General features: G+C 43.0%; 17 protein-coding genes. 3 read left to right on the top strand and 14 right to left on the bottom strand.

The features are described from left to right. Nucleotides 1–143 precede the first annotated feature (143 nt). The 3 genes from CTT30_RS17550 (at nt 144) to CTT30_RS17540 (ending at nt 3,987) form a co-directional block, all read left to right on the top strand. Nucleotides 144–1,823, top strand: coding sequence for an RluA family pseudouridine synthase (locus tag CTT30_RS17550; protein WP_252037304.1), 1,680 nt, complete (start codon nt 144–146; stop codon nt 1,821–1,823). 151 nt (nt 1,824–1,974) lie between these two features. Next, nucleotides 1,975–2,724, top strand: a complete 750-nt coding sequence (locus CTT30_RS17545; protein ID WP_239874832.1) for a substrate-binding periplasmic protein — start codon at nt 1,975–1,977, stop codon at nt 2,722–2,724. Nucleotides 2,725–3,039: 315 nt separating this feature from the next. Continuing rightward, nucleotides 3,040–3,987 carry a hypothetical protein gene (locus CTT30_RS17540; protein WP_252037303.1) on the top strand — a complete coding sequence of 316 codons (948 nt, stop codon included), beginning with the start codon at nt 3,040–3,042 and terminating at the stop codon, nt 3,985–3,987. A 54-nt stretch (nt 3,988–4,041) separates the two neighbouring features. On the opposite strand, the gene CTT30_RS17535 is transcribed toward CTT30_RS17540, so the two are convergent. The 14 genes from CTT30_RS17535 to CTT30_RS17470 all read right to left on the bottom strand — a co-directional run bounded on the left by CTT30_RS17535 (nt 4,042) and on the right by CTT30_RS17470 (nt 22,351). Then, nucleotides 4,042–5,670, bottom strand: a complete 1,629-nt coding sequence (locus CTT30_RS17535) for an endonuclease (RefSeq protein WP_252037302.1) — start codon at nt 5,668–5,670, stop codon at nt 4,042–4,044. A gap of 326 nt (nt 5,671–5,996) precedes the next feature. Beyond that, on the bottom strand, nt 5,997–6,797 hold the full coding sequence (locus CTT30_RS17530; RefSeq protein ID WP_252037301.1) for a hypothetical protein: 801 nt from the start codon (nt 6,795–6,797) through the stop codon (nt 5,997–5,999). A gap of 105 nt (nt 6,798–6,902) precedes the next feature. Further along, nucleotides 6,903–7,613, bottom strand: a complete 711-nt coding sequence (locus tag CTT30_RS17525; protein WP_239864427.1) for a YiiX/YebB-like N1pC/P60 family cysteine hydrolase — start codon at nt 7,611–7,613, stop codon at nt 6,903–6,905. Nucleotides 7,614–7,852: 239 nt separating this feature from the next. Continuing rightward, nucleotides 7,853–9,589, bottom strand: a complete 1,737-nt coding sequence (locus CTT30_RS17520) for an Lnb N-terminal periplasmic domain-containing protein (RefSeq protein WP_252037300.1) — start codon at nt 9,587–9,589, stop codon at nt 7,853–7,855. A gap of 119 nt (nt 9,590–9,708) precedes the next feature. Beyond that, the gene (locus tag CTT30_RS17515) at nt 9,709–10,200 is read right to left on the bottom strand and encodes a DUF3015 family protein (RefSeq protein WP_252037299.1); all 492 of its coding nucleotides are present in this window, start codon (nt 10,198–10,200) and stop codon (nt 9,709–9,711) included. Between the two features lie 62 nt (nt 10,201–10,262). Then, nucleotides 10,263–10,820 carry a sugar O-acetyltransferase gene (locus CTT30_RS17510; RefSeq protein WP_252037298.1) on the bottom strand — a complete coding sequence of 186 codons (558 nt, stop codon included), beginning with the start codon at nt 10,818–10,820 and terminating at the stop codon, nt 10,263–10,265. Continuing rightward, complete coding sequence (locus tag CTT30_RS17505) at nt 10,820–12,745, bottom strand: alpha-amylase family protein (RefSeq protein WP_252037297.1); 1,926 nt, start codon at nt 12,743–12,745, stop codon at nt 10,820–10,822. The genes CTT30_RS17510 and CTT30_RS17505 overlap by 1 nt, the downstream gene beginning before the upstream one ends. A gap of 59 nt (nt 12,746–12,804) precedes the next feature. Then, complete coding sequence (locus CTT30_RS17500) at nt 12,805–14,325, bottom strand: MGH1-like glycoside hydrolase domain-containing protein (protein WP_252037296.1); 1,521 nt, start codon at nt 14,323–14,325, stop codon at nt 12,805–12,807. After that, entirely contained in the window at nt 14,325–16,640 is a 2,316-nt protein-coding gene (locus CTT30_RS17495; RefSeq protein WP_252037295.1) for a beta-glucosidase, read from the bottom strand. Before CTT30_RS17495 ends, CTT30_RS17500 begins: the two co-directional genes overlap by 1 nt. A 14-nt stretch (nt 16,641–16,654) precedes the next feature. After that, on the bottom strand, nt 16,655–17,779 hold the full coding sequence (locus CTT30_RS17490) for an ABC transporter ATP-binding protein (RefSeq protein WP_239864440.1): 1,125 nt from the start codon (nt 17,777–17,779) through the stop codon (nt 16,655–16,657). Nucleotides 17,780–17,858: 79 nt separating this feature from the next. Further along, nucleotides 17,859–18,671, bottom strand: a complete 813-nt coding sequence (locus tag CTT30_RS17485) for a carbohydrate ABC transporter permease (protein WP_252037294.1) — start codon at nt 18,669–18,671, stop codon at nt 17,859–17,861. A 4-nt stretch (nt 18,672–18,675) separates the two neighbouring features. Then, nucleotides 18,676–19,551, bottom strand: a complete 876-nt coding sequence (locus tag CTT30_RS17480; protein ID WP_239864444.1) for a carbohydrate ABC transporter permease — start codon at nt 19,549–19,551, stop codon at nt 18,676–18,678. Nucleotides 19,552–19,626: 75 nt separating this feature from the next. Next, nucleotides 19,627–20,901 (bottom strand): ABC transporter substrate-binding protein, encoded by a 1,275-nt coding sequence (locus tag CTT30_RS17475; protein ID WP_239874843.1) that lies wholly within the window; start codon nt 20,899–20,901, stop codon nt 19,627–19,629. A 604-nt stretch (nt 20,902–21,505) separates the two neighbouring features. Beyond that, nucleotides 21,506–22,351 (bottom strand): hypothetical protein, encoded by an 846-nt coding sequence (locus CTT30_RS17470; RefSeq protein WP_252037293.1) that lies wholly within the window; start codon nt 22,349–22,351, stop codon nt 21,506–21,508. Between the last annotated feature and the right edge of the window lie 142 nt (nt 22,352–22,493).

Here is a 22,493-nt window from a genome sequence, read left to right as displayed (position 1 = left end):
TAATCAAAAGTACCTCTTGCCTTTCATAACATTTCTTATCTCATGGTGAACATTGCAGCGCACCTTCACATGACGAAACTGGAAATCACGCCTCAAACAGGTAGAATCTCGCCTTCAGTTTTTCGTCGCAACGGCAAGTTAAAATGCATCAACCTGAACATTTGTTTACTCTTTTCAAAGCACCCATTGATGGTTACAGCTTGCCTGACAAGTTCACCTTTCCCTTTTTCTATCAACCACATCCACTATGTGAGCTTGCGGCTCAGGAACTGCAAGAGCACTTAGTTGCGCAAACGGATTGGCAACATAATTTCGGTGTCGATGGAAACTCAAAGGGCACAGGCAAAATGTTCGGTGTGCTGCTTGTTCAGTCACCAGATGGCAAGATTGGTTACCTTTCAGCCTTTTCAGGAAAAATAGCCGACCAAAACTTGCTACCCGGCTTTGTCCCACCCGTTTTCGATATGCTGACAGAAGAAAGCTTCTTTCGGGCGGAAACCGCTGAAATCATGGCGGCGAATCAAAAGTTCAATCAACTAAAAAGCAACCCTCGTATTGCCGAGCTGACTGAACAGATAAACTTGCTAACTTCTGAGTATCAACAGCAGGAACAATTACAGCGCGACGCAATGATTACAGGCCGAGCTGAGCGCAAAGCACAACGCAAACTGGCTGAATCCTCACTAGCCGGAGAAGCGCTGCAAAACAGGCTTGATGAATTGGCGAAGCAAAGCATCGCTGAAAAAAACGTGCTTAAATATCTCAAGCTGGAGTGGGATGAAAAAATCGCCGTCTTACAACACGAGCTAGATGAATTAAATACCAGCTTGAATGCATTGAAAGAGCAGCGTAAAACCCTGTCTAATACGTTGCAAAATAAGCTGTTTGATAACTACCGCTTTCTAAATATCAGAGGGGAGGAGAAGTCCCTCAATGCGATATTCAAACCGACCAGTGCGCCCGTACCACCAGCAGGCGCTGGCGAATGTGCCGCGCCAAAACTGCTGCACTTTGCCTTTAAGCATGGATTTAAGCCGCTGGCATTAGCCGAGTTCTGGTGGGGGGCCTCGCCAAAATCAGAAGTTCGCCAACACGGAAAGTTCTACCCTTCTTGCCATAGTAAGTGCTTCCCTATTTTGGGCCACATGCTGGAAGGAATGACCGTTGATGATAATCCGCTGGAAGAAAACTGGGCAGAAGGCAAAGAGCTTGAGATCTTATTTGAAGATGAAGCTATGGTTGTCGTCAATAAACCTTCAGGGCTACTGTCTGTCCCCGGCAAAACCATCAAGGATTCAGCATACACACGCTTGCAGCAACGCTATCCAGATGTGGAAGGCCCTTTCGTGATTCATCGACTGGATATGGCGACATCAGGGTTACTGGTTTTCGCTCTAACAAAGCGTGCGAACAAGAACCTACAGAAGCAATTCATTTCCCGCTCAGTGCAAAAGCGCTACGTCGCGCTACTAGAAGGTAAGGTAAGCCAAACCAGTGGTCAGATAGATTTACCAATGCGAGGCGATCCTGATGATCGCCCCCGGCAGCTCGTCTGCTTTGAGCATGGAAAACCTGCCGAAACCTATTGGGAGTTGATTGAAACACGAGATGGCCACTCCAAGCTGTACCTGTACCCCAAAACCGGTCGAACCCATCAGCTTCGAGTTCACTGTGCTCACCACCTTGGGCTCAACTTACCTATGGTCGGCGATGGTCTCTATGGTCAACGCGCCGATCGATTACATCTTCATGCACAACGCCTAGAGATAGAACATCCCTACAGTAAGCAACCCATGGTTTTTGAAGTTGAGAGTGAATTTTGAACTCCCAGAGCACCGTGAATCGGTGCTCTTTTATTAGCTTGAACTTCCAGCGCTCGGGCTTATTGTCACAGATAACCTCAAACTTTCTGGTGATATCCTTATCAGCAACTATTCTTTTATTGAATCTATTTGCATGTTTAAGGAAGAAAAAATGCGCAGCTTAGTTAAAACCTTTTTATATCTGACCTTATCTCTACTTTTTATCAACTTTGCTCAAGCTAACACCGTTAAACTCGCTAATGGCGAATGGGCACCCTATCAATCCAAATCGCTTAAAAATGGCGGCTTCATGACTCAAATTGTTAAAGAAGCATTCGAAGCAGAAGGCTACCAGGTGGAATTTACTTACATGCCATGGAAGCGTGGCTTTGAAGAAGCCAAAGCCGGTAATTTTGATGGTTCTCTTATTTGGAGTAAGAATTCAGATAGGGAGCAGTTTTTCCATTATACCGACTCTGTTATTACGTTAAGCACTGGATTATTCCAACAAAAAAGTAAACCTGTAAACTGGAGCAGCAAAGAAGATCTTAAGAACTTCAAAATCGGCGGTGTAACTGGTTACGCCTATGGAGTCGAAGATATGGAAAAAGCTGGGCTAATCAATATACAGCGTATTGCTAGTGCAGAAAACAATTACAAAAAGCTCAGTGCAGGCCGCCTAGATATCGTATTGGAGGATATGGACGTTGGTATGGAAACCATCACCAAACTCAATTTAACCGACAAAATTGAACCTAATGCCAAGACATTATCAGCAAGAGATTACTTCGTGATCATTTCGAAAAAATCTCCTCGCGCTCAAGAGTTAGTCGATGCCTTTAACCGTGGTCTGGCAAAACTCAAAGCAGAAGGCAAGTTAGATGCGTATCGTGAAGCGTCAATCCGAGGTGAGTATAAATAGCGCTTATTGACTACAGTAAGAATCGATAGTTTTTAAAAGAGATGGCTAACACCATCTCTTTTAGTTTTCTTTACCTTTCACTCCAAAATTCAACTAGCACTATCTCCCATTGCTTTGATGTATCAAGCTTAGACAATCACGATAAACCTCAGCACTCCTAACGCCCTCACCTCAAATATCCAAAAACAATCTCAAGCCCACTTAATGATTATTAATCACCTAGAAAACAATTTATATGCAACTAGATTTAAACTCATGTTCGACGCGTCATGAACCTCCATCTAATTTTAACCAACCTATTCAAACGAGGAACCAATGAAACCTACACTACGAACTCTCTCCGCTATAGCGCTTATTACTGTAAGCTACAACACTGTTGCGAAAGATCTTTACTTAGTCACTAACTACGATGATAAGCAGTATAATGAGCTTCAAGTTCTCGACCTTGATACCAAAACAACAACTAAGTTAGCGGATATTAATTACGGTGGTCGTTTGGCAGTGACAGAGAATTCAATCTACGTGACGACAAGCTCTCCAAGTACTCAAGCCTTATCACGTGTCACTTTGGACGGTCAAAAATACCGGATGGTGAACCGAATTCCTATGGCTGGTGATATTCCGGTTGTGGTCGATAAAGAAACGGGACAAGTATATACCTCCAGTATCACTCAAGACACTGTGGTTGAGGTTTATCCCGACTACACAGACTCACCAGGAGCGCCAATTGAGGGAGAAGATTTCCGGTTTATATTCGGAGATACGATGGAAGAGTGTGGTATTGCCTACTGTGCGAACAACACTGCATTGGCTATCGATAACGCTAACGAACGAATGTATATGGCACTGGGCGTTAACCAAGAAACGGAAGTCATCAGCTTTCCATTAGGTGAACACTCAACTGTAGACAGACGCCAAGAATTATCGGTTGAAGACGGTATCGACCACGACGAGGATTGGCACAAAATCATCGCAATGCATTTGGATCCGAAAGACAAGTTCCTTTACTTTGCTAATGAACATGGCATTTATCGCGCAAACATCAAAGGAGAATCGAGAAAGGTCGAAAAAATCCTTTCAATTGACGAAAGTAACGGATTTGAAGGCGTTGTAGATATGGAAGTCGATTTCGATGCAGGAAAGCTTTACTGGGTACAAATCGGAAAGCCAGAAATCTACTCTGCTGATCTCTCGGGAGAAAACGTAAAAGTCGAGTACGTTACTCAAGGCGGAACCACATTTGAATTAGCCTTTATGGACTAGTACTTTCACGCAAACCAAAAGGCCTAACATATGTTAGGCCTTGGATTGCTTAAGTTAGTCACCCCACACCATGTTGACAAACTCTGGATGGTCAACATACGGGTTGCGGTTACCTTGGAAATTGTACACCGCGTTGTTGCGATCAATTTCCTTCTGGTCAACTGGGTCGTTGGCATGCCAGCGTTTTAACATAGCCAAAACCCAAGGTTCAAATACTGTTGTATTGCTACCGTTGAGCACAGCGTTAGAGTTGTCGCTGTTCCCTTCCCAATTAGCGATCTCGTTTTCATAACGTGTCGCCATGTAGAAATACGCACGGGCCAAATCACCTTTGAACTCATCAATAGGCTCAAACACGGTACCAGAGTAGCCTAGACTAGACGCCGCAGACCCGACCTTTGAGCCATTGGAAGATGTGTATGTCGCACTACCCACTTCACCGAATGGCCAGTTGCTGCGTTTCGCATTCACGTAGCCATCTGTCGCATACAAGTGGTGACCATCCGAGTTCATTGGTTCCACTTTTCCACCAAACCAACTCTTAGGGAAAGAGTGTTCGCGGTTGTAACAATCGCCTTCTTTACTGTACTGACCGCATTGGTCTGTCACTTTAGTAAAGTTAATCGAATCACTGCCGGACACCTTCTCTGAGTAGATATCGAGAATCGTCCCATCCTTCTCATAGTAGTTGTCGATATCAGCGGTTTTGACCAAATCCCAAACGGCAGAGTAGCCTTGCGAGTTGTGGTTATTGATGATGTTGTACAGCGCAGTCTTCAGCGTATAGCCTGTTTTGCCTTCGGCTGATTTGTAGTAGTCACCGAGCACTGGTGGTTCTGGTTCAGGGTCGCTACCACCAAGCGTAAAAGAGTGCTGGGAAGAATTGGTAAAGTCTCCGCCAGACGCAAGAGTTTGCCCGTTGGAGGTTAGCGTGTAAGACCCATTTCCAGAGCTACAACAAATGCCATCGCCATAGGAATCAACGACTTCAAACATATACGAGCCTGATTCAACACACATCGCCTTTTCATAGCTGGTGTTATTGCCGTAGTCAGAGCCAGAGAATAGAGTCTGATTGCTGCTGTTTTTCAGCGTCCAACTTGTTTCAGAGCCATAACTGTCAGTCGTCAGGTTGAGTGTGACTTCATGATTGCTACAAGTTGTCGGAGGTGGTGTTACAGCACCATCAGATGGCTGGAAGTTATCTATGTAGACGACTTCGGAACCATCAAATCCAGACTCGTCATAGAAGCGCAACCCAACGTTTATGCTCTTGGTACTGCTGGCCGTGTACGAATAAGCAATATCCTGCCATTGACCGGTTTGGCTAGGTACGCTGTAATTTTGGTATCCATCCACATACAGGCGTGCTTTAACATTGCCTTCAGTGTGATAAACAGACACAGAAAAGTTATACGTCTGCCCCGACACCACACTTACAGACTGCTGAAAGTCTGTATTGCTTTGCGTACCAGTTTTGACCGTCACCTTTGCTGCATTGCTACCACTTTTTACAATGCTGGTTTCCTGTGACACCGAAATGCCACTGTCAATTGTGTTCCACCCTGTTGGAGAGGAACTGCTCCATTGTTCGAAATCACCATTGGTCATTTCAGCCAGAGCAAGCGTAGGGGTAAGAAATAGAGACGCCAGTAAGACGCTTTTATTCAACGGAGAACTCATCTTGTTTCCTTTTTATTTTATAAGTCCGAAATATAGATTAGATTTTATCCATTGAATTACTAAAACCTGTGTCGCAATTTTAAGCAATAGCACTAATAACAATTCAAGAAAGTTTAATATAAACCTCACTTTCAACAAATTTAACAACAAAGAGCAACGAGAGGTTAATTCCAATTTAATAAGGATGCTGCTCTCTAAATAAATGCCAAGCACAACGAGTCAATTAGCTCGATAACATAGCGCTCATTATTGTTCATTCCTCAGACAAAGTTTCTTTCATAATTACCGACATATTGCTCTGAATAAGTAACACAAGGTGTCAGTGGTTAGCTGAGTTTTGACCTAATGATCCTCACCAATGGCTTAATTACGTCTTTGTCGCTCCAATACCGTGCATGGCTGAATAAATTCCAAGACGACATCAAACCACCTGAATTTATCGGGTGATCTTTAACTATCAAGTCATAAGTGTTACCTAATTGCCTCAAAGGCCAGCCAAGTACATCATCGGGATCATAATAATTATCCCAACGGAATGAGGTTGTCGGCTTTGCAAAACATACTCTATTCTGCAGTCCTGCATTAAACAGAGGAATATTACAACCCGTGGTAATGAGGTTTTCACAAGTTTCTAACTTCATGAAGGATTTCTTGTGGTCATCATCATTATAGTTCTCGAACTTATTAAGATCGTGTTGAGCATCCCATATATAATTCGAAATCACCTGACAACCTAAAGATTGAGCAATGATGATCACCGGTCTACTCGCCTTGTGCCCTATATCTATATACGCATGTTCAAGTGTATTAAAAATAGCCTCCTGAACTGCAAGATATTTTTCGTTTTGCCTGCTGGCACTGTGCTCAAGTGATCCAGCATCTCCGAATCCATATAGAAAGAACTGTCTTAATCGAATGGCATCGAGCTCATTACTCGGTTCTGAGGTCATCGCTTGCCAAAGCTCATCTTCTGGCTGTTGTAAAATAGGTGCATACTGAACGTTTTGAAATGATACCTTAGCCCACTCTGAACCTAGCTCTTCCTTCAAATGTTCCTCAAGCACATCATAGTAATCAGGCTTTATTTTCCCCATGCCGTGAAGTGTGATTAAAGCCACTTCTTTCATTCTGTTTTCCTTCATAAAGAGTCATTAACTGCAGAGGATCAACTCATTAGATAGTACGTTTCTACCGAATAGAGTGACCGGCTAACACACTCTATTCGTCATCAATTACTTTCGAAGATCGGTATCCCAAAACCCAAGATCTGGCTGTTCAAGCTCAACTGGCTGATAGCCTACGATTTTGTCTAGGCGCTTATGTGCTTCATCAAACTTTCGAGCTAACTCGTACAATTTGGCGAGTGACTTAGCGTTATTCCAAATCTGATAATACGTTTCGATTTGTTGTTCCGCATAATCGTTGCAGCTATATTTGTAGAAACCTTTGTGCTCTGAAGTAACATCAGCCCACTCATCACTCTCTAGACATAATTGGAAATCAACAGGCAGTACATCATTGGCGGTTCTGCCTACTTTAATGTTGTGAGTATTTAGGCAAGCAGCAACAAAGTTAGAACAAACAAACGACTCATCCGCTTTTTTACCAGAGAAAATCGTCAATAAATCATATCTTTTCCCTAAGTGGTAAAGTGCATCCATGGCATATTCTGCTCCAACCACTGAATCTTTTGCAGTTGCAGCTAATGTCTTGTTCCGTATTACCATCCAGTCTTCACCAAACTCTTCTAAGATGGATTCGAATGTCACGATGTGGACGCCTTGCTTAGGCATCGCATGAGCCACGATATTTGGCCCTAAACACAGTGCAACATGGCTATAAGCCGCTTCGTTTTTTCTACGTTTAGTCTGAAAAATTTTATTAGGCTTTGATAGCTTACCTACCCCATTTAAAAGCAGCACATCCCCAAAAATGATATCCATCGAATTCCTCTAATTTATAGCAATAGGTACAGATATGTTTGTAACCCCATGAAAAGCATGACTATAACAGACATAAATGAGTGTGCACCTTTCAAAAATCAACCTATCAGAAAAAAGCATTAAGTTGCATATTGAAGTGTGAAATAGAGCAGATTTAAATAAGACTAGGAGAGTTTGTCAAAGAGTATCGAGTTCTATTTAAGCTTGGCCGTGTATTATGCTCCACAGACTATGGCCCTTTAAAAGTATCGGTTGAAGTAAATCCCTACCAGCTTGTCGTAGCTTTTCTCGAAGCGTACACGAATGTCAGCTTTATTACTGATACTAAAGCATGTGTCCCCATACAGGGCAAAGTCCCAGCCATTACCATTCAAACCCAGAGAAGGGACCACTCTCAGGTGTGTTTTCCAACTATCGGACCAGCGATAAAGCACGCCTGCTGGAAGCTGAAGTTCTGAGTCATCGAAGTCAACGAAATCGACCTGTCCACCGAACATAGTGTAGGCTGAAAGGCGATTAAACCGATGTTCAGCCAAGCCTAAATAGCCTTTAAAATACGGGCGGTAACATTCATCATCATGGCACTCACTCTGCTCAAGTGAAAGAGCCAATTGCCATGCTAAGCGATCATTTTCAAACAAATTCACATCATTGGTATTGAGTGAAGCAACATTGAGAAAATCCAGTTTTTTAAGGCGCACCTTATCATCGGTTATATGAAGCTCAGTATCCAAAACAGTAAGAGCTGAATCTTTTAATCGAGCAACATCGATTGACAGAAAATCATAATAAGCAGCAAAACCCCGTAAGCTGAGATATCCACCATAGTTGTCGCTATAGCCTGTCCCTAGACCAAGATTAATAGGTAACTGAGCTAAATGGGGCGGTTTGGCTTTACTCTCCGGCCAATCGACACTAAAGCTGTCTAACTGTAGCCTTGTCAGGAGCAACTGACGCTTTTGCTCCTTGTAGTTGCGCTCAGACTCATCCTCTGTGACCAATAACAGTTCTGTGTACTCAGTTAAAACATCTAGGACTTTAGCTTTTTCATAATCAGAAAAATCATCGGACTGCATAAAGGGGGTCAGCTCTGAAAGATCTTTAGCGATCGTAATTGTTTGCTGCTTTTCTTTATCACTAAGGGCAAGGTACTTATTTTGAATACGGCTGTACTTAGACTGACGCTGGCTAACCGCTTTGACCAAAGGTTGTCCATGATGCATAACATTTGGAAGAGCATGGAATATATCAACGGGCATATCCCATGGCTGAGATCCTGTATTGAGAGGCTGTTCCAGTACGATATTCAAAATATCTTTAAACGCAGTGGAGCAGTTGTCGCTCAGGAAGTAATAGCTGAAATCAACCTCCTGCAGCTCAAACAGGTGCGCTTGTACCAGCGCAACTTCTTGCCTGGTTAGGCTAAGTTCATATTCCCATAACTCCCGCTGCTCATTCTCAGCATAGCTTGCAGTATGAAGATAGTATGTGGCTGTCGTGTAACTAGCACTGTAGCCACCGAATATACCATACAACACATACTTAACCGGATTGTCATCAGGGTGAGCATTCGCCCCGAAGTTAATACCGGTATCCAGCAGTTCAATATCCGTTTTACTGTCACCCTGTCGGTTGAATTTCATCATCAGGTGACCAAAAAATGAGGCCGGATTTCCAAGATAGCCCGTGACATAAACCACACTGACCGACTCAGTTTTACTATGTTGAATCCATTGCTGATAATCGTCACAATCTTGCAAAGACAGCCCAAAATCAGAGCCGAAGTTGTCTTTAAGCCAGATATAGCGCGCAGGGTAGCGGCAATGAACCATTTCTGATGTTCTGGTAAAAGCGTTCACAGTAGCGCTCAGTTCTACTTCAGCATCAAAACGACCATTTTCGGAAAGGAAGAAATCAGGGCTGGAGATGGTACTGCTGCCATTTTTAAAATGCAGCAGTTTGGTCCACTGATTCATCTGTGTTTCACTAAGTGAAACAGAGCCAGAGGCTGGCCAAGGATACATTGACCCTGCAAAGAGTAACAAACACAAAACGGGCGATACACCATAACGCACCACCCGTTTGTTAGTGTGGTTTAAGATGCCGAGCACTGTTGTGAAGCATGTTTGGCCACTATACGGTAATAACTATCAGCCTTTTCGTGATGGGGCATTTCAGCATAGTTATCCTTGGCCAATACTTTTGCGAAATCGCTCCGTACTCCTTGACGTACCAGTTGTTGCTCTGTTTGTCCGCACCCAAGAATGTTCAACATCGCCATCATATGTTCACCTTCCCCCTGTACCGTTTCTCGTTCCAGTTCTGGGTAGGTTCTGTCGATAAATTGAGCGGCAGCATAAAATGGCCCCGAACAAGAGGCTGGGGTGGAATAGTAAGAGATCGATGCCGTAGTACCTAAGTCCCATGTCACGTTAGTAGTGACAGCCAACCAGCCATTTGCAAAACCATTGGCAATCCAGTGCCCCAAGCCACACCCCTTATAGATGCCATCTAGGGAAGCATTGGCGTGTGGCAGGTAAGCAACAGAGCTTAGCAGCAAACCCAATGAAATAAATATCCTTTTCATACTACCTCCTATATTTACTCAGCCGTTTAAATATAGATAAGCAATATTAATATTACTTATTTTTATTGCTCAATTGGTTTTATTACTTTGCAAGGGTTTCCTGCCGCAACGACATTAGGTGGAATCTCTTTCGTCACCACACTGCCTGCACCGATCACACTGTTCTCACCAATGGATACGCCCGGACAGACGATAACACCGCCACCCAGCCATACATTGTCGCCAATGGTAATAGGCGTGCCAAACTCCACCCCCTCCTCCACTCGACCTTTAACATCTAATGGGTGACCAGCGGTATAGATTTGTACATTCGGTGCAAACAATACGTTGTCACCGATACGAACTTCTGCAACGTCTAGCACAACACAGTTAAAGTTGGCGTAGAAGTTTTTACCCAACTTAATATTGGAGCCATAATCACAGCGAAATGGTGGTTCTAAAAAGGCACCTTCAGAGCCAGGAATTAGGGTGTCTATTGCGTCTCGCCATTCAGCCGTATCAGGAATGCTATTATTGAGCTTTTGCAACACTTTGCGACATTCAATACGCTCACCATAAAGTTGCTTGTCCCATGCATCATAGGGCTCACCAGCGAGCATTTTTTCTTTTTCACTTCTCATTACGCATTTACCTTTAACCACAGCACATCGTAGGCTGATAAAACAATCTCATCGCCGAGGAAATACTTGCCAGAAAGCAGATCCTTCGTCTGTCGAGTGCCCAAAATATCGCATATTGATGCAGGGATTGTTTGCTCCATTTCACCAAAATTACACAGAGCGAGAAGTTGCTCACCCTTTGCGTTAGTACGGCAGTAAGCAAAAAGTTGCGAACGATAAGTTTCTAGAATTTCTGTTTTGGCATTCCCTAACTCTGGGTGATTTTGGCGTAAAGCTATCATCTGTTTTAGTTCTTGATTAATACGGTGTTGATAACTCCCTTTTTGCTCAGCAAGTTCAACTGCCGCTGGCGAAATAGCAGGACGATTTACCCAACGTGCATCATCGCGTTTGAACTTATCATTCAAGTAGCTGTGGTCATTTAAAATACCCAGTTCGTCTCCTTGGTAAATCAACGGAATACCACCGATGCTAAGGTTGATGCTGTTAAGCAAGCGGATACGCTTCAAAGCATGTTCAATCGCTTGTGCATCATCTGTGTCTATCGCTTTTTCTAAACCCGCTAGAGATGCTAATGAGCCACACACGCGGCAATCACCCGTCGTCGGGTTTTCTTGGAATGGCACACCTTGTGAGAATGAGCCTTCAAACTTGCCGGTATAGAACTGATTCAAAAAGCGACGGTGATCATAGCCGTTAATACCTTGCTGCTCTGCCACCGCATCATCAAACGTCCAGCCAATATCATCATGACAACGAATGTAGTTGACCCATGAACATTGGTCTGAAATCTCGAAGCTTTTCTTTAGAGATGCTGTCAGTAGCTTGGTTTCACGTGTTGCCAAGCTCTCCCACATCAATGCCATCATCAGTGGGTTGTAGGATAACTGACACTCTTGCTTGTCGATGTACTGTGCCACTTCGTCAGGGTGAACAATCGCTTCTGATTTGAACAACACAGCAGGCGCTGCGATCTGTAAACAGGTGTTGAAACACTGAATCAGCGTGTGTGCTTTCGGCAAGCTTTCACATTGGGTCCATTTCTCTTTCCAAATGAATGCGAGCGCATCAAGACGTAACCCTTCACAACCAATATTGGCGAGGAACAACATTTCATCGGTAATGGCGTTAAACACCGCTGGATTTGAGTAATTGAGATCCCATTGGAAGCTGTTGAATGTGGTCCAAACGTACTTCTCTACATCCTCTAAGAATGTAAAGCTGCCACGACGAACGGTTGGGAAGATCTCTCGGCAGGTTTGGTTGTACTCATCCACTTCCTTTTTATCGGTGAAGAAGTAATAAAAATCTTCAAACTCGGGGTTACCTCTGCGTGCCTCAACCGCCCATTTATGCTCATCAGAGGTATGATTGAATACAAAATCCAGCACCAAACTGATGCCTTCATCACTCAACGCCTCAGCGAGCTGCGCCAGATCTTTCTCCGTACCCAGTTTGGGATCCACTTTGCGGTAGTCCGATACCGCATAGCCACCATCGCTATCCCCTTCGGGCGCTTTGTAGAGCGGCATCAGATGCAGATAGTTAACACCCAGTGATTTTAGGTAAGGAATTTTCTGCTTCAGCTTCTGCAAGTCTCCAGCAAACAGATCCACATACACGGCCATGCCGAGCATCTTTTCACTACGATACCAAGCTGGATCTTTAAGTCGCTTCTCATCCAGGTTTTTCCATTTACGCTTACGACTAGAAAAGGCCTTGGCAAGCACCACCACCAGATTTTGTAGGTGCAAGAAAAAATCATAACGTTCGCCGTAAAGCGTGTGCAGTTGCCCAACCAAAGATGGGAAATGCTGTGCTAGGCGTTCAAGAAACACCTTTTCGTCTTTTTTGGTGAATTTAGGTAGCTCTACTGAATCAAGCACTTGTTGGAGAGCTTGTTGGGTTTGCTTTTCATTTAACATGGCATTTTTAATACTTAAATGGACTACTTAACAGGAGTAGGTGGGAAACCCACCTACTTTTATTCGATCACTTCAATTTCAATATCAAGGTCTGTGGTAACCGTAACGCGAGAGCCAATGCTCTTTGCTTTCGCGGCAACATGAATGTCGACTTGACCTAATGGACCAAACTGCAATTGAGTTATCGCATACTCATCAGCAAGTTTGGGACGAATAACAAGCTTGTTATTCGGAACATCGATCTTAATGCCAAACACAAACTCGATCAGAATGCTGACTAAACTTAACCCTGTCCAACCAACAAAATCACTTTTCGCAGGTGTTCCTTGTTGAATAATCTCTGGAGCATAGTTTTCCCATAACGTTCCTGTCTGAGAAAAAACCTTAGCTACATGGGCAACATGATTGGTGGCGATATCAAATGCAAGATCGTGGAACCCCTTCTCTTCAAGTCCTTTGAGCACCATATAGTTAGTTGGTGCCCATACACCACCACGCCAATAATCGCCAGTTTGTGTATAGTGTTCGCAATCTGCAGACATCGTGGGTATTCGATGCGGTCTTTTGAAACTGTTCTCGTCATTAAGATGAGCAACAAACGGTGCTAATCGCTCATCGGGAACCATATCCGTCAATAGCGCCCAATAAGGAGCAATCGATTTAATCGATGAGAAAGAATCATCACGCAAAGTATCAAAATAAAACTGGCGAGATTCATCCCACATTTTCTCGTTAACAACCTGCTTGAGGTTTTCCACTTCTGCTTCAATATCAGACAGATTCTCATCAGTATTTAACTCTTCCTGCATTTTAAGCAGTAAAGTAGCGGACAAATATTGATGCAAAGTCACATCAATCCACGATGAGTGGCTATGATGTGAATAATCGTACTTTTTCTTATCGACCCTCAGTTGGTTGTCCATACCACATGACCAGCCACATCCCCAATACGTCCCATCTTTCCAAGTACGGTTGTCTGCGATCCACCGATGAAGCGCCAAAATAGGAACAAAAACATCACTTAATCGCTGTTTATCACCCATTTGTTGATAATGTTGCCACTCCGCCCATGGCAAGATATTCGGCCCTGTAGAGCTCGGGTCATGACGGTGAAAATGGTTCTGACCTGTTTCAATTGACAGCTCACGTCCGATAAAACCATCAAGCATCTGCTTAGCATACAGATTGTCTAACGTCCCAATAAAAGGGAATAAATGGTGAGCATATTTACCAAACATGGTAATGAACGCACTGTCCCACATGAACAAATGACCATTAAATGCCGTGTCAATAAAGTTAGAGACAAACCCATTCTCTCGCGTAGGTTGACGCAGGTTACTGAACGCAATTTGCCAAGTTTTCCAATATCCTGCGACCACATCAGGGCTAGAACCCCACTCAATGACTGGTAATTTATCTTGTATCTGCTCAAAACTTGGCAGAGGTCTGCCCTCTGCTTCCTTGCCAATAAAAACATTGTCACCGCGTACTTCAGAGTCAACATACAGCTCCACGAAATTGGTCTGTTTCTGCTCATGAACAATGGCAATGCCTTTTTCTGCTTCGTCCATCCAGCCCATTACACTACCTCTTCAAAGTCAGCTACTTGCATAGTTAACGTATCTAACGCTTGCTCAAGCTCTGATTCAGTGAACTTCGATTTACAGAACAACACCATATTTTTGATTGGGAAGAATGAAATCACCGTTTCTGCGAAGTTCTCGTCATTATCACCAAGATTGAAATCGATCCCTGAATGCTCAATAAAATACTCTATCAGCTCATCAGCATACGCTTTCGTTGCCGGATGAGCACGCAGCTCACCAAAGGTGGTATTGGGATGAACAATAAACGGAATTTTTGTTGTCGACTCAACACTGACGGTTTCCGTTAGTCTAATATCCTGGCATGAGGCTCCAATACGAATATCAAACTGACCACTTTGAACACGCCAGTCTGCTAACTTTTCATCAAAGAAGGCAAAACTACGTTTGTCTAGTACGAAATGCGCCGTTTGAGTCTCGCCAGCACGTAGGCTGAGCTTCTCAAACCCTTTTAATTCAATCTCTGGCCGTAATACTTCCGATTGATGATCTGAGATATAAAGCTGTACCACTTCTTTCGCGTCAATGTCACCACTATTCGTGACATCAACCGACACTTGTAGCGTCTGATCATCACGAATATGACGTTGCGAAAGGCGCAGGTTGTGGTATTTGAAGTGGCTGTAGCTTAAACCATGGCCGAACGGAAATAGCACAGGCAACTTCTTGGTTTCAAAGAAACGATAACCAACGTAAATCCCTTCACGATACGTGACTTCATAGCCCTCACCTGGAAAATACTCATAACTTGAAGTGTGCTCGAGTTTAAGTGGGAAAGTTTCTGCTAATTTGCCACTTGGGGATACCACTCCAAACAATACATCAGCAATGGCATCTCCCCCTGCCTGCCCCGGCAGGTAAGCTTCCAAAATGGCTTTAACTTCGTTGGCGAAAGGCATCTCTACCGGAGCCCCATTGTTTAGTACCACGACAACATTAGGGTTTACTTTAGTGATTTCTGCGATGAACTCTAGCTGCGCTTTCGGCAAGCTAAGGTGTGTACGATCAATACCTTCCGTCTCATAACGCTCAGGTAAGCCGCCACAAATAACTACCTTGTCTTTGCTTGCAGCTAGGGCTTTAGCTTGCTCTAACTTAGCAGCATCACACTTTTCATCATAGATCCCAAAACCTTGCATGAACTCGAGAGATTGCGAGTACTGCTGCATTGAATCCCAAGTGCTCGTGACCTTCGTTGGATTAGTGTGCGAACTACCTCCCCCTTGATAACGAGGTGTTTGTGCAAACTCGCCCAATACCGCGATTGAATCACTTACTTTCAATGGGAGAACTTGCTGTTCATTCTTAAGCAGGACCATACTCTCATGGGCAATTTCCCGAGCAATTTCATGATGACGCTGGGCATCAAATCCTTCGACTTCTGGCAGATTGTATGTGGTACGCAGTATTAGCATCAAAATACGACGAACTGACTCATCAAGCGCTAACATTAGCTCTGCATTACCCTCTAAAGCCGCTTCTACCTTTTTATCGTTGACACCGCCACATGAAGGCATCTCAAGATCCATGCTTGCTAGCAAGCCCTTAATGCGGCTGTTGGTTGCGCCCCAATCAGTTACTACCACACCATCCCAGTTCCACTGCTTGCGTAGTACCTCATTAAGCAGGAACTGACTCTCTGCGCCGTACTCTCCATTAACCTGATTGTAGGCACACATGATGGTATAAGGGTTAGCTTCTTTAACTGCTGTTTCAAAGCTTGCCAAATAAATTTCGTTCAATGTGCGCTGGTCAATTTTTGCATTAATTGTTAAACGTTTGGTCTCTTGGTTATTACAAGCAAAATGCTTCGCTGATGTACCAACGCCTACAGACTGCGCACCTTGAATGTAAGCTGCACCTATGTGTGATGACAGATACGGGTCTTCAGACAAATACTCAAAATTGCGTCCGCATAATGGTGAGCGTTTGATATTCAGGCCAGGACCAAGGATGACATTGACATTTTCCGCACGGCACTCTACGCCAATCGCACGACCTTGGGCATAAGCAAGTTCTCGGCTCCATGACGCCGCTAAACCAGCTTCCGAAGGAAAACAAGTGGCCGGTACACTCTCGTTTTGACCTAGGTGATCTTCTTTTTCACCTTGTTTACGTAAACCATGTGGGCCATCCGTTAGCATTAACTTAGGAATATTTAGTCGATCAACGTTTTGCGAATGCCAAAAGCCCGAGCCTGAAAGCAGCGAACATTTCTCACTGACCGTAAGTTCTTGCATCCATAATTCAACTTGCTGTTGTATGTCGATTTCTCGTGGCGTAATACTCATGCTACTTCTCGCCCTTACAGTGAAATATTTTGTTCAGTTTCCATATCGAAGATATGGCATTTATTCATGTCGATGCAGAATGTGTATTGATTACCCACATCACTTTCCCCTGCTTTTTCATGTGGGATCCGTGCACTACACGGCTGTCCATCAACTTCGAAGTAAATATTTTCTTCAAAGCCCATTCTCTCAAGGGTTAAGATCTCTTCTGTAAAACTGTTTTCTACACATTCAGGGTGCGTTTCCGCATTACCTATGTATTCAGGGCGAGAGCCAAACCATATCTCTTTTCCTACGTGAGTTTGTACTTTCGTAGCTTTTTCGGCTGGCAGGGTGAAACGATGTTTACCAAGTTCAACTGCGATATCACCTCCCTCTTGGACCAGTTTGGCTTTCATTAGATTCATCGCAGGGGAGCCAATGAAACCCGCTACAAACTTGTTGGCTGGGTAGTTATATAAATTCATTGGAGTATCCACCTGCATGATGCGCCCTTGGTTAAGCACACAGATACGGTCACCCATCGTCATCGATTCGACCTGGTCATGAGTCACGTATATCATGGTGGCTGGCTGACCTGATTTCTTTAACTCTCTATGTAAACTGGTAATACGTACACGCATCGAGACACGTAGCTTAGCGTCTAAATTTGATAATGGTTCATCGAATAAAAACACATCGGGCTTACGCACAATGGCTCGTCCGACCGCAACACGCTGACGTTGCCCTCCCGACATTTCTGAAGGTTTGCGATCAAGGAGGTCTGTGATTTGAAGTTTTTCTGCCGCTTCGCGCACCCGTTGATCGATCTCGTTTTTAGGTAACTTCGCCACTTTAAGACCAAATGACATGTTGTCATACACTGTCATATGTGGATACAGAGCGTAATCTTGGAACACCATAGCAATACCACGGTCTTTCGATGGCACATCATTCATGCACCGACCACCAATGTGTAGCTCACCTCCCGAAATACTCTCCAACCCAGCGATCATGCGAAGTGTAGTGGATTTTGCACAGCCTGATGGGCCGACAAAGACCATGAACTCACCTTCTTTGATATCGAGATCAATGCCATGCACGGCCTTAAAACCGTTGTCATACTGTTTTTCAATGCCCTTAAGGGTTACTGCTGCCATAGTTTTACCTATCAATTTTTCTAAGCGTGCCGCCAACTCGCCTCACGCATCAATTTGTATAAAAAGTAGTTAGTACTGGTTACTTCACAGCACCATCGGTAATGCCGCTAACAATCTGACGTTGCATGATCAAATAGAAAATGATGATCGGCACGATAGAAAGCACAAGACCAGCCATCGCTAAACCATAGTTACTGGTGTACTTACCAAAGAAGCTATAAGTCATCAGGGGCAACGTACGATCATCTTGGTGTAGCGTTAATGAAGGCAATAGGTAATCATTCCATAACCACAGCGCATTCAGCACTAACATAGTGGCCGTAATTGGCTTGAGCTGCGGGAAGATAATTTTCCAAAATACCGTAAACTTACTGGCTCCTTCGATCGCACCTGATTCGTCAAGAGACTTAGGGATCTTCGCGATGAAACTGCGATACATGAAAGTAGACAGTGCGACGCCGAAACCGAGATAGAAGTAAACCAATGGTACCTTTCCGTTCAAAAAGCCTATCTTTCCAAATAAACTAACAAACGGGATCATGACCGCCTGAAAAGGAATAATCATAGAACCTACCAACACGTAGAAAATGATGTTCTTAAATTTGCTTGGCTCACGTTCTAGATAATACGCCAGCATCGCAGGGAAAACAGTTAACACCACTAAGCCCAGTAGCGTGATATAGAGCGAGTTACTAACGGCACTCAGAAAGTCCATACGGACAAAGGCTTCAACAAAGTTATCGAAATTAAACTCTGTCGGTAGTGCGAGTGGATTCTTTAAGATTTCGAACTTGGTTTTTAATGAGTTAATAATAAGGATGGCAAAAGGAAAAACATAAATTAATGCCAAAACTAACGTGACAACAAACACGCCTCGAGATTTGCTTTTCATCACTTTAAACCTCTTTCTTCTTGGTGAAGTAGACTTGTGCCAACGCCACAATCACGACCACAACAAATAGCAAGATCGCTTTTGCCTGTGCTGTTCCGTAGTTTTGGTATAGAAATGCTTCGTTGTAGATATTTAATGTCAGTAATTCTGTAGAGCGATATGGTCCACCATTGGTCAGAGCCAAGTTGACATCAAACATCATAAATGCGTTCTTAAGGGTTAAAAACAGACAGATAGTGAACGACTGCATCATCATTGGGATCTTGATAGCACGAAGGATTTGACCTTTACTTGCTCCATCAATGCTGGCCGCTTCAAGCAAAGACTTTTGAACACCCATAATGCCAGCAATGTAGATCAACATCATATAACCTGACTGCTGCCATACACTGACAATCACTAATGCCCAGAATGCTTTATCTGGCTCAGATAACCATGGTTCTAGCAACAGCTCAAAGCCTGTAATATCACCCACCGTGACAAAAATTCGATTAAAGATAAACTGCCAGATAAAGCCCAGCAAAATACCGCCAATCAAGTTTGGCATAAAGAATACTGAACGCAGTCCATTTTGGCCTTTGATTCCTGATGTAATCAGTAATGCTAAGCCAAAACCAATAATGTTAGTAAACACCAAGCAGTAGAGAACATATTTAAGTGTTGTGGTAAAGATCTTGAGAAAGTTTTCATCACTAAATGCATCCACGTAATTTTGTAGGCCAACAAACTCACCAAAACTAAAGCCATTCCAGTTGGTAAAAGTCAGCACAATACCCATGATAAACGGGATAAACAGCACTGTAGTGAAAGCAAATAAAGGGATAAATGCGAAGGTAAAGAAGTCCTTCACACCATCTTTGCGTATGGTGCTAAACAGCATAATAAATGTCCTAAATAAAGCGTAGAAACCGCTTGACGGTAATGACAGGCAGGAGCCCTGCCTGTTTTAACAAGATTATTTAGAAGTCCAGTACTTCTCTAATTCTCCAGCCAGAGCGGGCCGGTCAATCACGTCTCCTAAATATTTCTGCATAGATGCCCCCATAGACGGGAAAGCATCACCTGGATAATACATGTTAATCCAGTTAAGCGTTTCGCCCGCTTGCATTTTAGCTAATATTGTCCGTGACAACTCATCAGCAGGCTCGATTGTGATATTTTCATATACAGGAATGAAATTCATCTTGTTCACATAAGCGTCAATTCCCGCTTCTGATGTAAACAACCAATTCAAAAAGTCTTGTGCTCCCTCACGCTCTGCTTCTGTTGATTGAGCAGCATCAATCGTGAAATACATAGGAACACCAACAGAAAGGGCGTTATTACCTTTGAAGTCTTCGTCATTGTTAACTGGAACAGGTAAAATGCCAAACTCTCCATCGGCATTTAATTCATTCAAAATTGCGTAAGCCCAGTTGCCTTGGAACCACATACCGACTTGGCCTTGTGCCAAAGCCATGGCACTCTCATCATAGGTTGGTGCTAATGGCGAACGCTTCGAACGGTTGTATTCTTTCATCAGGTCAAAAGTGTCCACCCAACCGTTGTAGACATCATTTTTTTGCAGAGAGATTTCACCAGCTTTAATGGCTTCAAGTGCTTCAAGATTAGCAGCAAGCCCATTGCCTTGGTTAGCAAACAGTACATTGGAGAAATGCGCCCCAAGCGACCAATCCATAGGTGAAACACTCACGGCATCAACATTATCTAAAGCCGAGATTTGTTCAAAAAGTTTAGCTAGCTTCTCCTGAGTATTAATGGTTGAAGGGTTAAACTCTCCTCCAACCGCTTGGTCCAGAACCGCTTTGTTATATAAAAAACCAAACGACTCAACAGTGATTGGCACACCCAATACACGCTCACCATCTTTTACTACATCATAGGTGCCTGGATACGCATTTTTAATCAGTTCTGATTGGCTAAAATCCATAAGCCTATCTTTCAACTCTTGGGCTTCTTGCCCCATTACCATAATAGTTGGTGCATTATTTGATGCGTACAAAGCCGTCATTTTTTCATAAGTATTACCATCAATCGGTAGAGAAACAATCTCATACTCACTTTGCGAGGCATTATAAGTCTCCAATGCCTGTTCGAAATGAGGGCCAATCTCAGCTTTAATAGTGCCCAAGATGGTCACTTGTGTTCTATCCGATGACGAAGAAGTATTTTCTCCCCCACATCCGGCCAGTAAAAGAGTAGGAACGAGTAGGACAAGTGCCTGTTTCATAGTTTTGCTCCGTTAGTCTCGATTTTTATCGTTTTAATCTTTCTTCACACTGACGAGTATAACCATATTCCGATGCCATTCTGTGATCTCCAACAAATTACGTAACCGGTTACGTAAAAACAAATCATGGACGTGACAATGATCACACACTCAAATAAGCACCCAGCTTACAACCACTGCGAACGCCTAGTTCAAAGCGTGCTATAACTAGAGCTACCACCAAACGACAACCCATACTTAATATAAGTAAATCAATAGGATAAATAATATTTCAATTGATTTAATGTCACTGTATATTTGACTTAAAAGAGACAGGCTTCTAGCCTTAGGATAGAAAATAGAACGGAGTAATAAAATGAAAGCACTCACAGTGGCGATACTTTTCACCATTTATGCGGGCAGTAGCATATCCACGGAGATCAAGGATATAAAAAATGCTCAACTCCCTCAATTCGCTTACTGCCAAAAACTTGTTCAACATAAACACTACTGGTGCTTTGCCAATAAAGGCATAGTTATAAAAAACAATCCTACCCTAGGTAATAAGTGATTATATTCCTTCCGTTGTATATATCACAACGGAAGGATTAATAGGGTTCGGATATTAGTAAGCTAACCCAAATTTTGCAAAGTAGTTGTTTCCACTAGTATTATTATATGACTTATCCCAGTTATATACTGAAAACTCTGATATTAGTGCAAAAGTATCATTAAGCTTCATATTATATCCAATAATATATTTCATATAATCGCCATCGACATTGCTATCTTCGTGGTCCCCTTGCTGACCAATTTCGACTTTAGCCCAAAGCATTTTTTCACCATCAAAGGTATAAGCAATATTGGGTCTAACGGCAAACTCTGTATAAGTTGCTTCTTGTAATCCATGTGCATAAAATAGCTCAGCACCTATAGTAACATTCTCGCTTATTTCATACATTGGATGAACAATATTTTCATTTACTCCTTCTTTACCTCCATCCCAATGCTTTAAGAGCACTTCACTATAAACACTTACATCATTATCAAACTTCTTAAATAAGAATGGCTTAAACCAATATGAGCTACCATCCTCTCCGACTGAGCCATAAGCAAACTCGCTACCAATATTCAATGAGTCACTTATCGAAATCTCATAGGTGGGTTTTATTTCCAATTCCGTCGCGTGAGTGGTTTCTGAATCAGAAGGATTATTTTGAAAAGTTGCTGCCAGTATACCCATTCTCCAGTTTGTATTTGGAATGGTGACAGCACCATCAATAAATACTTGCTTACTGAATAACTCTGTAGTTCCGTCATCATTGTCGAAGTACTCGAATTCCAGACCGGAAAAGTTATATATGGTTGCAGCTTCTGTTACTCCATCAAAGTTCAAGGTTGCAGAAAAGGTCGAAGAAGAAGTAAGTAATGCTCCCACTGAAAATAATTTTGCTAGAGTTTTTTTATTCACATTATTCATAGTTAATTTATGAGCCTATAAATATAAGTTTAATTTGTTAATATTTAAATATCACGAGTTACAATTTAGGAATTAAGTAATATATGATTTTAATATTACCTTTAAGACAATATAAACCTTCAGGGAGTGTATA

Origin of the sequence: Vibrio coralliilyticus (assembly GCF_024449095.1) — a bacterium.
Classification (GTDB): domain Bacteria; phylum Pseudomonadota; class Gammaproteobacteria; order Enterobacterales; family Vibrionaceae; genus Vibrio; species Vibrio coralliilyticus_A.
The sequence above is the reverse complement of the archived record's forward strand: the minus strand, read 5'-3'. Positions and strand labels throughout refer to the sequence as shown.

Bases quoted from the DNA above. Each gene is read 5' to 3' on its own strand.
- CTT30_RS17550 (WP_252037304.1), top strand. From the start codon at position 144: ATGCATCAACCTGAACATTTGTTTACTCTTTTCAAAGCACCCATTGAT.
- CTT30_RS17545 (WP_239874832.1), top strand. From the start codon at position 1,975: ATGCGCAGCTTAGTTAAAACCTTTTTATATCTGACCTTATCTCTACTT.
- CTT30_RS17540 (WP_252037303.1), top strand. From the start codon at position 3,040: ATGAAACCTACACTACGAACTCTCTCCGCTATAGCGCTTATTACTGTA.
- CTT30_RS17535 (WP_252037302.1), bottom strand. From the start codon at position 5,670: ATGAGTTCTCCGTTGAATAAAAGCGTCTTACTGGCGTCTCTATTTCTT.
- CTT30_RS17530 (WP_252037301.1), bottom strand. From the start codon at position 6,797: ATGAAAGAAGTGGCTTTAATCACACTTCACGGCATGGGGAAAATAAAG.
- CTT30_RS17525 (WP_239864427.1), bottom strand. From the start codon at position 7,613: ATGGATATCATTTTTGGGGATGTGCTGCTTTTAAATGGGGTAGGTAAG.
- CTT30_RS17520 (WP_252037300.1), bottom strand. From the start codon at position 9,589: ATGAATCAGTGGACCAAACTGCTGCATTTTAAAAATGGCAGCAGTACC.
- CTT30_RS17515 (WP_252037299.1), bottom strand. From the start codon at position 10,200: ATGAAAAGGATATTTATTTCATTGGGTTTGCTGCTAAGCTCTGTTGCT.
- CTT30_RS17510 (WP_252037298.1), bottom strand. From the start codon at position 10,820: ATGAGAAGTGAAAAAGAAAAAATGCTCGCTGGTGAGCCCTATGATGCA.
- CTT30_RS17505 (WP_252037297.1), bottom strand. From the start codon at position 12,745: ATGTTAAATGAAAAGCAAACCCAACAAGCTCTCCAACAAGTGCTTGAT.
- CTT30_RS17500 (WP_252037296.1), bottom strand. From the start codon at position 14,325: ATGGGCTGGATGGACGAAGCAGAAAAAGGCATTGCCATTGTTCATGAG.
- CTT30_RS17495 (WP_252037295.1), bottom strand. From the start codon at position 16,640: ATGAGTATTACGCCACGAGAAATCGACATACAACAGCAAGTTGAATTA.
- CTT30_RS17490 (WP_239864440.1), bottom strand. From the start codon at position 17,779: ATGGCAGCAGTAACCCTTAAGGGCATTGAAAAACAGTATGACAACGGT.
- CTT30_RS17485 (WP_252037294.1), bottom strand. From the start codon at position 18,671: ATGAAAAGCAAATCTCGAGGCGTGTTTGTTGTCACGTTAGTTTTGGCA.
- CTT30_RS17480 (WP_239864444.1), bottom strand. From the start codon at position 19,551: ATGCTGTTTAGCACCATACGCAAAGATGGTGTGAAGGACTTCTTTACC.
- CTT30_RS17475 (WP_239874843.1), bottom strand. From the start codon at position 20,901: ATGAAACAGGCACTTGTCCTACTCGTTCCTACTCTTTTACTGGCCGGA.